The organism is Streptomyces sp. PA03-5A (genome assembly GCF_033792725.1).
GTDB lineage: Bacteria > Actinomycetota > Actinomycetes > Streptomycetales > Streptomycetaceae > Actinacidiphila.
Genome location: NZ_JARAVL010000026.1, coordinates 124,766 through 137,343, shown reverse-complemented (window position 1 = coordinate 137,343; position 12,578 = coordinate 124,766). Strand labels below are relative to the sequence as shown.

8 protein-coding genes and 2 pseudogenes are annotated in these 12,578 nt (G+C 70.3%); 2 read left to right on the top strand and 8 right to left on the bottom strand.

The features are described 5' to 3' along the window. Positions 1-96: 96 nt before the first annotated feature. The 5 genes and pseudogenes from PV410_RS29480 to PV410_RS29460 all read right to left on the bottom strand — a co-directional run bounded on the left by PV410_RS29480 (position 97) and on the right by PV410_RS29460 (position 6,725). Positions 97-2,292: a protein kinase domain-containing protein gene (locus PV410_RS29480; protein ID WP_500328795.1), complete on the bottom strand. Its 2,196-nt coding sequence runs from the start codon at positions 2,290-2,292 to the stop codon at positions 97-99. Beyond that, positions 2,292-4,417, bottom strand: a pseudogene (locus PV410_RS29475) (bifunctional serine/threonine-protein kinase/ABC transporter substrate-binding protein). Before PV410_RS29475 ends, PV410_RS29480 begins: the two are co-directional and overlap by 1 nt. Continuing rightward, the gene (locus PV410_RS29470) at positions 4,417-5,085 is read right to left on the bottom strand and encodes a hypothetical protein (RefSeq protein ID WP_500328794.1); all 669 of its coding nucleotides are present in this window, start codon (positions 5,083-5,085) and stop codon (positions 4,417-4,419) included. The pseudogene PV410_RS29475 and the gene PV410_RS29470 overlap by 1 nt, the downstream one beginning before the upstream one ends. Before the next feature lie 561 nt (positions 5,086-5,646). Further along, positions 5,647-5,910, bottom strand: coding sequence for a hypothetical protein (locus PV410_RS29465; protein WP_361013646.1), 264 nt, complete (start codon positions 5,908-5,910; stop codon positions 5,647-5,649). Beyond that, the gene (locus tag PV410_RS29460) at positions 5,907-6,725 is read right to left on the bottom strand and encodes a phytanoyl-CoA dioxygenase family protein (protein WP_500328793.1); all 819 of its coding nucleotides are present in this window, start codon (positions 6,723-6,725) and stop codon (positions 5,907-5,909) included. Before PV410_RS29460 ends, PV410_RS29465 begins: the two co-directional genes overlap by 4 nt. 70 nt (positions 6,726-6,795) lie before the next feature. Between PV410_RS29460 and PV410_RS29455 the strand changes: the two genes are divergently transcribed. Further along, positions 6,796-7,578 carry an AraC family transcriptional regulator gene (locus PV410_RS29455; RefSeq protein ID WP_500328792.1) on the top strand — a complete coding sequence of 261 codons (783 nt, stop codon included), beginning with the start codon at positions 6,796-6,798 and terminating at the stop codon, positions 7,576-7,578. A 159-nt stretch (positions 7,579-7,737) separates the two neighbouring features. After that, a pseudogene (locus tag PV410_RS29450) lies at positions 7,738-8,966 on the top strand (IS701 family transposase). A gap of 281 nt (positions 8,967-9,247) precedes the next feature. Here the strand turns inward: PV410_RS29450 and PV410_RS29445 are convergent. Genes PV410_RS29445 through PV410_RS29435 form a run of 3 tightly spaced genes read right to left on the bottom strand, consistent with a single transcriptional unit; the run spans position 9,248 to position 12,415 of the window. After that, on the bottom strand, positions 9,248-10,483 hold the full coding sequence (locus PV410_RS29445) for an iron-containing alcohol dehydrogenase (protein ID WP_500328791.1): 1,236 nt from the start codon (positions 10,481-10,483) through the stop codon (positions 9,248-9,250). Between the two features lies 1 nt (position 10,484). Further along, positions 10,485-10,958, bottom strand: coding sequence for an Ldh family oxidoreductase (locus PV410_RS29440; RefSeq protein WP_500328790.1), 474 nt, complete (start codon positions 10,956-10,958; stop codon positions 10,485-10,487). Then, entirely contained in the window at positions 10,955-12,415 is a 1,461-nt protein-coding gene (locus PV410_RS29435; protein ID WP_500328789.1) for an NAD-dependent succinate-semialdehyde dehydrogenase, read from the bottom strand. Before PV410_RS29435 ends, PV410_RS29440 begins: the two co-directional genes overlap by 4 nt. Between the last annotated feature and the right edge of the window lie 163 nt (positions 12,416-12,578).

Here is a 12,578-nt window from a genome sequence, read left to right as displayed (position 1 = left end):
TACGAACGCCGCGCCGACCTCCACCAGGGCCTCCTGGAACTCGCCTGCAGCATCATCTGCCTCCGACGACTCCGACCTTCATTCTGAAACGATCAGTTACTTGACCTGGTCGTAGCGTCCCAGGAAGTGGAAGGCGTTCCCCTTCGCCTGGAACAGGAAGTACAACGCGCCCCGGTTCGGATCGAGGCTGTGGGTGGCGTCGGAGGTGAAGCGGAGGGTCTTGGCGAGTCCCTGGTGGTTGACGTCGAACAGGTGTTGGGCCACGGCTCCCGGTTCGATGTCGGCGGCTCCGCTCAGTCTCTCCAGGGTGCGGGCGACCAGTCCCACGGCGTCGTACGCCTCCGGGGACCAGCGCCCGGGTGCCGTGCCGTATCTGGCGCGGTAGGCGGTCTGGAAGGTGTGGGCCACGCTGCCGGGGTCGGTGAACGGGGTGCCGAACAACCAGTCCTGGCCTGCGGTACCGGCTTGCTGGAGGAAGGCCGGGCGCATGATGTGCCAGGTGCCAAGGCGCGGTCCGGTGAAGCCCGCGTCGGCGAGTGCGCGGGCGCAGCGTGCGGCGCGCTCTGTCGATGTGCCGCTGAAGACGACGGCCTGTGCTTTGGCGGCGAGGGCGGCGTGAACGGCAGGAGCGAAGTTGTCGCTGTCGGCCGCCACGGGGTGGATGGTTGTCGTGCCTTCATGGGGCGGCGTCTGCGAGATGACGTTGGTGAGGTCCGATCCCGTCCGGCCCGCCGCCTGGTCGTCGATGACGACCGTGCGGTCGACCGGTCGTGCGGCGGTCAGATACGAGACCAGCGGCAGCGCCAGGTAGGACTCGGGTGCTCGGGTGACACGCAGGGTGCTGAGTTTGGACGGTGTGAGTCTGTCGTCGTCGAGGGAGATCAGGACCATGGCCGTGCCGGCGTTCTGGTAGAGCGGGCCGGCGGCGAGCGCCGCGGTGACCGTGTTGGGTCCGAGGACCGCACTCACCTTGGCCTCCGTGAAGCGCCGGGCCGCCTGCTTCGCGCCGGTCTCCTCGCCCCGGTCGTCGACGGTGTGGAGGGCGAGGCGGAACGTGATGCCAGCACGCGCGTTGTGCTGCTCCACGGCAAGCCTCGCCCCCCGTTCCTGCGCCACGCCGTCCGCCTTGTTTGCGCCGCTGAGGTCGGCCTGGAAACCGAGGGTGTATACGGGAAGGGCGCCGCCCGAGCCCTCTGTGTCCCTTTTGCCAGCAGCCAGATAGGCGGCGGCCCCGCCGCCGGCAGCGACCACGGAGGCCGCCGCGCTCCCCATCAGCAGCACGCGCCGTCGGGTCGGAGAGCAGGCGTCCTTCGCGGGCGACGGCGCCGGGTCGGCGGCCGGGTCGTCGCCCATCGGATGCCGTGGGGGGCGCTGGGGGGTGGGCACGTCCAGCGCTCGTGCGGAGCGTTCGGCGACCACCCGCAGGACCGCGGGCGGCAGCCAGTGCGCCCTTGGTGCCTCGGGCACTTCCCGCGCGAGTAAGGCCCGCGGGTCACCGAGCGCCGCCGCGACCTCGGCGGCCGCCGGACGGCTGGCCGGGTCCTTGGCCAGGCAGGCCCCGATCAGAGCCTGGAGCTCGCCGGGGACGTCCGCCAGATCCGGCTCCTCATGCACCGTACGGAACAGGACGCCCGCCGCATATCCAGTGCCGAACGGGCGCCGGCCCGAGGCCGTGTACGCCAGGACGCAGCCCAGCGAGAAGACATCGCTGGGCGGGCCGACCTCCCCGGCGCGGGCCTGTGCCTGTTCCGGCGCGAGGAAGCCGGGCGTGCCCATGACGGCGCCGGGTGCGGTGAGGGCGGTGGCGCCCGCAGCGTGGGCGATGCCGAAGTCAATGAGGCGTGGACCGTCCAGGGCGAGCAGGACGTTGCCCGGTTTCACATCGCGGTGCACAACTCCCGCCGCGTGGACGGCGGTGAGCGCATCGGCCAGCCGGCATCCCAGAGTCCGTACGGCAGCGACGGGCAGCGCGCCGAAGCCATCGACCGCCTCCACCAGTGAGGGTCCGGGGATGAACTGCGTGGCCAGCCACGGCTCCCTGGCCTGGGTGTCGGCGGCTACGATCGGCACCAGCCAGGGCCCGGTCAGGCCGCGGACCGCCGTCACCTCGCGCCGGAATCGGATGCGGAAGGCCGAGTCCGCCGCGTGTTCGGCGCGGATCGTCTTGAGGGCGACGAGCGCCCCGCCTGTCGCGCGGGCGAGGTAGACGACGCCCATGCCCCCCGCGCCAAGCCGGGCCAGTAGCCGGTGCCCGCCGATGTCCTCGGGGTCGTCAGCAGTCAGGGGCTGCATCAGATGCCGACCTTGCCCGCGTAGGAGTACCGGCCATCCTTCACCTCGTAGCGGAAGACGTCAGAGCTCTTGAGCCACCACCGGTAGTCCTTGTCGAACGCATACGTCCGGACGAGTCCCTTGTACGCGCCCTTCTGCAGCAGGTCGTACAGCCGGTTCCCGGAGGGCCGGCCGCCTGCCTCGGTGAGGCGGGTGATGACCATACGGGCCACGTCGTACGCCTCGGCCGCCCAATAGGGGGGCGCGGAGCCGTAGCGCTTTCGGTAGGCGGTGGCGAAGGCACGGACGGAGGCGGCCGACGGTTCGATATATGGGGCGAAGATCTGCCAGCCGTCGGCGGCTCTACCCGCGGCGGTCAGGAACTCCGGTCCGGCTGCCGGGTAGCCGAGCACGCGCAGGCCGTCAAAGTCCGTCCGCGCGAGGGCGCGTGCGACGGCCGCGCCGCGGGCCGGAGTGCCCATGTAGACGAAGCCGTCCATCTGGTGTGCGACCATCTCCGCGACCACCGGGGCGAGGGTCTCGGCCAGCCGCGGTGCGACCCGCGGCTGGCCGGCGATCTTGAGGACGCCGAGGTACTGGAACATCGTCCGGCCGAGCTGCCAGGCCGGGATGCCGCCGTCGCGGTCGATCAGCACACTCACGCGCCGGGCGCCCTGGGTGTGCAGGGAGTAGGCCGCCGTGCCGGGCAGGCTGGTGTAGCCGGGGACGGCCTGGAGGAAGCGACCGGGCTCCGCGGTGCCGTACTCGGACTGCGCGGACGACGCCGTGATCTGGGGGACGAGCTGTGCGTCGTAGCTGTCGAGGCTCGCCCCGGTGGTCGTGTCGCCGGTCGAGCCGATGACGGCGAGCAGGTCGCGGTCGGCGGCGAGGGTGCGGGCCACCTTGGCGGCACGAGTCGCGTCGCCCCGGTCGTGACCGTCTTGAGGACGAGCATGAAGGGCTTGTCCTTGCGGGAGTTGAACTGCTCGACAGCCAGCCGGACGCCGCGTTCCTGAGCCTGGCCGATGGCTTTCTGCGGGCCCGTCAGGTCGGCCTGGACACCGAGGACCCAGCGGCGGGCGACGGACGAGGCGGTAGCGTCGTCGCGCTGCGCGGCCCACAGGGCAGCACCGCCACCGGCCGCGAGCAGGGCCGCGCCGCCGCTCAGCAGGAGGAAACGGCGGCGGCTGGTGGAAGGTGGCGGGAGAACTTCCGTCGGCTGTTCGTCCGCCCTCCCATCGAGGGCCGTCGCCTCGATATCCGGCAGGGCGAGCATCGCGGCGGAGCGGTCCGCGATGAGTCGTACGACGGTGTCGGGCAGCCAGTCGACGGTGTCGTGGGGCGTGTCCTCCACCAGCGCCTCGTCCACCTGGCGGGCGGTGGGCCGGGCGGCCGGATCCTTGGCGAGGCAGCGCACCAGCAAGGCGCGGATGTCGTCGGGGACACCGTCGAGGTCGGGCTCGTCATGCACGGTGCGGTACAGGAGGGCGTCCACGGCACCGGTGCCGAAGGGCAGGCGGCCGGTGGCCGCGTAGGACAGGAGACAGCCGAGGGAGAAGACATCACTGGCAGGCGAGGCAGGCTGTGCCCGGGCCTGCTCCGGGGCGAGGAAGCCGGGTGTGCCGACGATCATGTCGGCCGAGGTAAGTGCCGTCTCCTCAGTGGCGCGGGCGATGCCGAAGTCGATGAGGCGCGGGCCGTCGACAGCGAGCAGCACATTACCGGGCTTGACATCGCGGTGGACGAGTCCCGCGTCGTGTACGGCGGTCAGGGCACGGGCCAGCATCCGGCCCAGCACGCGCACACCGCGCCACGGCAGCGGACCGCAGGTGGCGACAGCCTCGGCGAGCGAGGGGCCAGACACGAACGCGGTGGCGAGCCAGGGCGCGGCCGCGTCCGGGTCGGCGCCAGTGACCGGCACGGCCCAGGGGCTGTCCACACGCCGGGCGGCGGCGACCTCACGGCGGAAGCGCGCGCGGAACTCGGCCTGGTCGGCGTACTCGGGCAGGATCACCTTGACGGCGGCCAACTCCCCCGACTCGGCACGCCCGAGATACACCACGCCCATCCCGCCGGCACCGAGCCGGGCGAGCAGACGGTGACCGCCGATGCGCGCCGGATCGGTGAGGGTGAGCTTCTCGATCATCAACGATCGCCCTTCGAACTGCTGGGCTCCGGTGTGTCGCGTTCGATCGCGGCTCTGAGCCGGGCCCGCATGCCGACCTGCGGATCCCGCAACCGGTCGAACAGGTCAGCCCGGGACCAGCCCTTGGCACCCTTGGCGGAGACCGCGAGCGTGAACTGGCCGATGCGCGCCTGCTCCCAGATGTACGGGTGGGGACCGCCGACGTCAGCGCCCGTGTAGGCGCCGAGCTCGGTGAGAGTGTCATCGGCATACGCGTTGCCCGAATCACCGAAGGAATTCGGGACGTCGTTCAGGGACGTGATCACCTCGTCCGAGCGCAGCCGCTGCGTGGGACAGCGCATCATCTCCTCTAGCACCTCGGCACTCTCCCAGTCGGCCTGCGCCGGATTGCGATGCACCGTGACGACGGCACTCAGCCGGAGCGGACCCTTGGCGCCACTCGCCGGTATCTCATAGGACCGGGTCAAAGTGGCCAGGACGTCCTTCGGGAGCGCCTGCTGCTGCCAGACACAGTCGTCGCCGAGAACCGGCCAGCGCCGCGGGTCGCTCTCGTAGGGGGCCCGGCGGACGGCGCCGGGGCCGAAGGCAGCGGCGTCCGGGATGACGCCCCGGATCAGCGAGGTAGCCTGAGCGGTTGTCTTCGGCAGTGCGGCAGGGTCGGTGTCCACGACAGTGGTCGCCGACGGGCCGGCAGTCGTCGTGGCAGCGGCCCTCTTCGCAGACGTCGGTTCTGACGGCCCGCGCCCACCGGAGGTACAGCCGGCAAGCGCCAAGCCGCTCACCGCGACAGCGCAGCCGAGGCGCACCGCTTCCCTGCTCACGACCGCAAGCCCCCTGGAATCACCATTCACCATGCGTCCGACGTGATGCTAAGCGGTGACCGGCATGACACAACACCCGGTTGACGATCACGTGGCACAGCCGTACCCCTCCCGTCACACACCCGGCACACACTGACGGCGCACCGCGGTGCCAACGGCCCTTCAGTTCGGCTCGGCGGCTACGTTGGCGCCCGGCTCCAGCCGCACCTCCCCGAGACTGCGCTACTGCTGCTGAAGACGGCCCTGCCCAAGCCCAGCCCCGCCTTCGGCAAGGGCAAGCCAGGAACAGGCTTACCCTGATCGAAGCCCCCGCGCCCGCAGCCCGATGCCGGCCGTACAGCGTGGTCCGTAGCGCAGGGCCGCCACACGCGTAGGGGGCGCCCTCCGCGGAGGGCGCCCCCTACGCGTTCAGCCCTGGAGCTTCTCGAAGAAGAACTCGTGCTTCAGGAACGACGTGTCGTACTCCGCGCCCGGGTACGGCGGGATCAGCTGCGCGGCCTGGAACAGTCGCCAGCCGTCCTGGAGCGCCGCGACGCCCGTCTCGTACGGCGGTTCGTCGCTGTCGCCGGTGGTCGGGCTGGTGTGGCCCGTGCCGTCGTACTGCGACCAGCCCACCACCTCGGAGTCGAGCGCCGAGTTGGCCAGATAGAGGACCAGGACCTGCTGCTTCATGCGTGGCTCCGGAGGGTGGGGCGGTTGGTGACGCGGGTTGCCCAGTAGTCGATGTCGAAGGTGTCGTCGCCGGTCAGGGCGCGCCAGAGTTTCACCCGGTTGTAGATTTCCAGGCGGCCGGTGGCGGGCTCGTACCAGGGGAAGGTGCGGCTGAGTTCCCTGGCGACGGCGGGGTCGTCCAGGTCGGAGGTGTCCCAGAGGCGGACCTGGGGGACGGTCGGGTTGAAGCGGATCTTGAACATGTAACGCAGGATGTCGCTGTCGTTGCGCCGGCCGCCGTGCCAGATGCCATGGTGCAGCAGGACGACCGTGCCGGCCGGGCAGGCGAGGCGGGTCTGGCCGCGGAGGTTCTGGTAGCGGCCGGTGTCGGACTCGTTGGTGCGGCGCAGATGGCTGCCTGGGACGCTGAGGGTGCCGCCCATCTCGGTAGTGACGTCCTGCGGGTAGTACATGAGCTGGACGTCGAACGCGTCGGGCCGGATGTCGATGACGGCGTCGGCGTGCAGGGGCTGGGCCTCGCCGCCGTGCGGTTCGCGGACGTGGACGAAGTGGTGGTCGACGGTGGGGCCCGGGCCGACGAGGCTCTCCAGGGCGCCGGCGACGGCCGGGAGCTCGATCAGCCGGCGGGCGAAGGACCCCTCGGGGAAGGCCTCGTCCACGGGGGTGCCGAACGGCACCTCGGGGATCCCGGCGTCGAAGACGCCGATGGCCTGCTCGTTCATCTCCGGCGGTACGACGGCGTCCAGGCGGAGCGAGCCGTGTGCGACGAAGCTCGCCACCTGGGCCGAGTTCAGTAGCTGCTTGCTGGTTGACATACGGCAAGCCTAGAAAGGGCCTGCTCGCCTGTCGTGTGCTCTATTCATCGACTACTGGTAATTTCTCACCATGACCGGTCATGTGGTGCTGCCGCTGGACGAACCGCCGCGGGCGGTGAACGCGGGCGTCGGCATGCACGGCACCCTCGGCTCGCACGACGTCTTCCGGCTTCCCGGCCTGTGGCAGCTGCACCTGTATACCTACTCCGGCGAGCTGGCCTTCGGCGGCGGCCGGTATCCCATCCGGCCCGGGCACGTGAGCCTGGTGCCGCCGGATGTAGAGGTGCACTTCCACTACGAGTCGCGCCGGAACGAGCATCTGTACGCGCACTTCGCGCTGCCCGGCCGCGGTGAGCGGCGGACCGTGCCGGTGATGCAGGACGCGGGCGCGGAGGCCCCGGTGCTCACCGCTCTGCTGCGGCACGCGGTGGCCGCGATGCCGGTGTCGCCGGCGCGGGCGGCTGCGGAGGTGTGGACGGTGCTGTGGCACACGGCGCAGCTCGGCGGCGGCCAGGAGGCGGCGGGGCAGTCGCATCCGGCGCTGGCGGCGGCGTTCGCGTACATCGAACAGGGGCTGGCGGGACCGCTGCCGGTGCCGGGGATCGCCCGGGCGGCGGGGATCTCGCACAACCACCTCACCCGTCTGTTCCGCACGGGCACGGCCGACACGGTGGTGTCCTATATCCGCCGCCGCCGTATGGAGCGCGCCCGGCATCTGCTCCAGGCCTCGACGATGCCGATCCCGGCGGTGGCGGCGGCGGTCGGCATCCCGGACCTCCAGGCCTTCAACAAGACCTGCCGCCGCGAACTGGGAGCGGCGCCGCGTACGATCCGCGAGGCGGCGCGGCCCTAGAACTAGTACTCCAGCAGGATTTCGCTGTCTGACCTGGTCTTTCGCTGGGCGGCGGGAGTGTAGCGGGACTTCGATCGTGCGGGAGCGGTCTCACGGAGACCGCCCCTCGATCGTGCGACAACGCCGCCGGTAGTGACACCAGCGGGGCAGCCTCCGAGGGTGATCACCGAGTCTGCCGCCGCGCAATGGGACCTCGAATTGGATGACCTCTTCCTGACCATCGGGCACCGCTTCGACCGAGTCGAGCTCCGCCGCCGCATGCGTGACTACGTACGCGGGCTGCTCGCCCCGGTAGCCCGCAAGAACAGCTGGCAGCTGGCCGAACAGGCCGGCCACTCCATCCCACCCCTGACGGCCTGCAACACCTCCTCGCCGGATCGAAGTGGGAGCCCGACGACATCCGCGACGACGTGCAGGAATATGTCGCCGACAGGCTCGGCGAGGGCGACGGTGTCCTGATCAGCGACGACACCGGGTTCATCAAGAAGGGCACCACCTCAGCCGGGGTCCAGCGCCAGCACTCCGGAACCGCAGGCCGCACCGAGAACTGCCAGATCGGCGTCTTCGCCGCCTACGCCACCACCCGCGGCAGGGCTCTGGTCGACCGAGAGTTCTACCTCCCGAAGTCCTGGACCGAGGACCGGGAACGCTGCCGCGCGGCAAGGGGCCCCGACGAGCGGGAGTTCGGCACCAAGGGCGAACTGGCTCGGCACATGGCGCTGCGGGCCCTCGCCTCGCCGCTGCCCATTCCCTGGGTCACCGCGGATTCCGCCTACGGTCAGGACAACCGATTCCGCCGGCTGCTGGATCAGTCGGGTGTCGGCTACATGCTGGCCGTGCCCAAGTCCCAGTTCAGCGTGGTCTGTTCACGGATCGAGGTTCTGTTCGGGCGGGCCCCGGACGAAGCGTGGGAGAAGATCTCATGCGGCGACGGCGCGAAGGGGCCCCGCCTCTACCACTGGGCAGCGGCGCGGCTGCCGGCCGTCGCCGAGTTCGACTATCAGGGCGAGGTCCCTCACCGGATGCGGTGGGCACTGGCCCGGCGCAGCATCAGCAAGCCCGACGAGATCGCCTACTACCTCGCCTACGCACCCCTTCACGTCACCGTCCAGGAGCTGGTGCGGGTCGCCGGGGCACGCTGGGCGATCGAGGAGTGCTTCCAGGCCGCGAAGAACGAGTGCGGCCTGGACCAGTACGAAGTCCGTCGCTACGTGGGCTGGTATCGGCACATCACTCTGACCATGCTCGCGCACGCTTTCCTGGCCGTCACGGCACACCAGCCCTGGGAAAAGGGGGCGGAACAGGTGAGACACCCGGGCTCATCGGGCTCACAGTGGCGGAGGTTCGGTGACTCCTGGCAGCTTGTCGTGCCCGGCCCCCGCACCTGAGCGGACACCGCGGACGACACCACGCGCTGAGCTGGTCGAACTGGCGCCGCCGACGCCAGGCAGTCGCCCGCCGCTGTCACTACCTGCGGCGTTGTCGCACGATCGAGGGGCGGTCTCCGTGAGACCGCCCCCGCACGATCGAAGTCCCGTTACACTCCCGCCACCCGGCGAAAGACCAGGTCAGACAGCGAAATCCTGCTGGAGTGCTGGCTGAGTCGTAGCCGACCATTCCGATACCCAGGGTGGGGCAGGGAACTCGCCGTCATGTGAAAGGCCCGTCACTATCTCTGCTCCGGAGTCAGGACGTGTCGGGTCCGGTCCCCGATCCAGGCCGCTTCGAGGATCGCGGTCAGACTGGCGGTGTCGGTCGGGCCTGGATGGTTCTGGATCAAGCGGGTGACGCCACTGGCCATCTCCGCGAAGCGCGGGAGGTCGGCGCGTGCCACGCCGATGTCCGCCAAGGTGGCAGGGATGCCGATGTCGGCAAGGAGCCCGTCGAGCCAGGTGAGGAACGTATCTGCGGCCTCGGCATCCGAGGCGTCGGTCACGTCGAGCCCGCACACCCCGGCGAGGATGGTCAACCGGTCGACGATGGCATCCCTGGCCGCGTCCAGCGCGTAGGGCAGCAGCAGCCCGACGCCCAGGCCGTGCGGTGTGTGGGTGGCTGCGCCGATGGGGTACTGGAGGGCGTGCGGAGCCGCGTTGCCTGCGTGGGAAAATGCGAGCCCGGCCAGCATGGACCCATAGGACATGTCCGCGCGCGCGTCCTTGTCGCCTCCGTCCCTGACGACATGGGGCAAGCTGCGGGCGATCCGCTTCGCGGCCAGGAGCGCGTAGTGATCGGTGATCGGGTTGCGGCCGAGGAAGACCTTCTCCACCGGGTCGCGCGGCCCGTGGGCCCGGGGTCGCGCGGTGTAGCTCTCCACCGCGTGACAAAACGCGTCGATGCCGGAGTGGGCAGTGACGGTCGCAGGGCAGGTGTAGGTGAGCTCGGGGTCGACGATGGCGAAGTCGGGCACGATGTGGACGCTGGAGACCCCCACCTTCAGCTCGCGGTCCGGGTCGGTCAACACCGAGACGGGCGTGAGCTCGGATCCGGTGCCTGACGTCGTCGGGACCGCGACGAGAGGAATCGTCGGCCCCGGCACCTTCGACTCGCCGTAGAAGTCGCGCGGCGTCCCACCGTGGCGCCGGATGACGCCGACGATTTTGGCGAGGTCGATCACCGTGCCACCCCCGATGGCGAGGATTACGTCGGCGTCCACCTCTGCGGCGACCGAGACGGCCAGGGCGACATCGGCGAGCGGCACGTCCGGAGTCGCGTCGGCAAACACCCCGACGACTTCGACCTTCTCCCGCACGGCGGCCACGATCTCGGCCACGCCCGGCTGCCCCAGAAGAACGCGGTCGGTCACGATGAGGACTCGCGAGCCACACTCGGCCACCACTCGTGGGATGTTCTGCGCGACCCCTTCGCCCACTATCAGCTGGCGTGGTCCGCGGACGGTCTCAAGCATGTCAGTGCCTCTCTGGAACGTCGGCGGTGATGTGCTGGGCGGACGTCCAGTTCACCTGCGAGACCGGGACGGCGTCGGCTGCCGGATGGCGCAGGCGCGCGCCGGGCTCCCGGACTCGGTCGTGCCCGGGCGCCCTCGGGTGCATCGCGATGAAGACGTCGCCCCTGGTGGGCGGGTCAGTCGGGGTCCCGCGGACATCGTCGCCAAGGGCGGTACGAGTCAAGGTCGCGACCAGCACCTCGATCATGAGCCCGAGGGCGTAGCCTTTGGGACCACCGAAAGGGCTGATCGCCCCATCCACCGCCGCGGCCGCGTCTGTGGCGCGCACACCGGCGGAGTCGACGGCGTCCCCGGGTGCCAACGGATTCGTGCCGGCCATGGCCCGGCTCCCGCCCCACGGGTGGAGGCCGGTCAGGTCATGTGTGCACAGGGCGCGTTGATCCTCGGCGGGCACCCGGAGCAGCAAACCGGTCACGGTAGGTCGATCGCCGCGTAGGTGACGTCGAGGTACTCAAGGATGCCCTCGTGCGACCCCTCCTTGCCGATGCCGGACTGCTTCACGCCTCCGAACGGAGCTGACGGGTCCGAGATCAGACCGCGGTTGATGCCGACCATCCCGGTGTCCAGCCCCTCGGTGAACCGAAGCGCCCGTTGGAGGTCACGGGTGAAGACGTATCCGGCCAGGCCGTGCTCGGTGTCGTTGGCCTTCGCCATGACCTCGTCGTCGGACGTGAACGAGATGATCGGCGCCACCGGGCCGAAGATTTCCGCCTGCAGTATCCGCGCGTCTTCGGGCACGTCGACGATGACCGTAGGCGGGTAGAAATGGCCTGGCCCATCCGGACGCTCGCCGCCCACCAGGACGCGGGCGCCGCGATTGACCGCGTCGGCGACGAGCTCGTCGATCTCGGTGACCGAGGCCTCGTCGATCAACGCCCCGACGTCCACGCCGTCGTCGAGACCATGGCCCACCGAGAGCGCGCCCATCCGCTGGGCGAAGCGCGCCGTGAACTCCTCGCGCACCGGCTCCTCGACGTAGATTCGGTTCGCCGCGATGCAGGACTCCCCGATGTTGCGCATCTTGGCCACCATGGCACCGTCGAGCGCGGCGTCCAGGTCCGCGTCGGCACACACGATCAAGGCCGCGTTGCCGCCCAGTTCCATGGAGGTGCGCAGCACGTTGTCCGCCGCCTGTCGTAACAGCACGCGCCCGACCTCGGTCGACCCGGTGAACGAAAGCTTGCGGGTCCGACGGTCGGCCAGCAGTGCTGAGACCACCTCGCCGGAACGCTCGGTTGTCACGACGTTGACAACGCCCGGGGGAACGCCGACCTCCTCCATGATGCGGGCCAGGAACAGCATGGTGAGTGGCGTCCGGGCTGCCGGCTTGGTGATCGTCGTGCAGCCCGCCGCCAGCGCAGGAGCGATCTTGCGGGCGCCCATGGCCAACGGAAAGTTCCAGGGCGTCACGAAGACGCACGGTCCGACCGGCTTCGGCACGGTGAGGATGCGATATCCACCAGCGGGAGCGACGTTGTAGCGCCCCTCGACGCGCACCGCCTCCTCGGCGAACCAACGGAAGAACTCGGCACCGTAGGCCACCTCTCCCCGAGCCTCGGCGAGCGGCTTGCCCATCTCGAGCGTTATCAGCCGGGCGACTTCCTCGGATCGCTCGGTCAGTGCCCGGTACGTCGCGGTCAACAACTCTGACCGCTTTCGCGGCGGGGTCGCCGCCCACTCAGCCATTGCCTTGCTCGCCGCGTCCAGAGCGGCGAGCCCGTCGACGACGCCGGCGCCCGCCACCTCGGCGATGGTCTTGCCGGTGGCCGGGTCCTCGACGACAAAGGTGGCTCCGCCGGCGGCGTCGCGCCAGACGTCGCCAATCCGGAGCCGCCGGTGCTCGGGGGCCAGGACATCCATCGGGTCACTCATTGCGTCGCCTCCTGTGATGTTCTTGGTGATGTCCGGCGTGACATCGGCGATCGCGCCACGCGCGTGGACGAAGCGGTCACACGACCTCGTCGGGGTCGAGGTTGCCGAGCGGGTCGAACGTGGCCCTGGTTGCAGGGCGACGCCCCGCGCCTCCGATCGCCTT

Excerpts from the sequence above, each read along its gene's own strand:
- PV410_RS29480 (WP_500328795.1), bottom strand. The coding sequence starts at position 2,292 with ATGCAGCCCCTGACTGCTGACGACCCCGAGGACATCGGCGGGCACCGG.
- PV410_RS29465 (WP_361013646.1), bottom strand. The coding sequence starts at position 5,910 with ATGAAGCAGCAGGTCCTGGTCCTCTATCTGGCCAACTCGGCGCTCGAC.
- PV410_RS29460 (WP_500328793.1), bottom strand. The coding sequence starts at position 6,725 with ATGTCAACCAGCAAGCAGCTACTGAACTCGGCCCAGGTGGCGAGCTTC.
- PV410_RS29455 (WP_500328792.1), top strand. The coding sequence starts at position 6,796 with ATGACCGGTCATGTGGTGCTGCCGCTGGACGAACCGCCGCGGGCGGTG.
- PV410_RS29445 (WP_500328791.1), bottom strand. The coding sequence starts at position 10,483 with ATGCTTGAGACCGTCCGCGGACCACGCCAGCTGATAGTGGGCGAAGGG.
- PV410_RS29435 (WP_500328789.1), bottom strand. The coding sequence starts at position 12,415 with ATGAGTGACCCGATGGATGTCCTGGCCCCCGAGCACCGGCGGCTCCGG.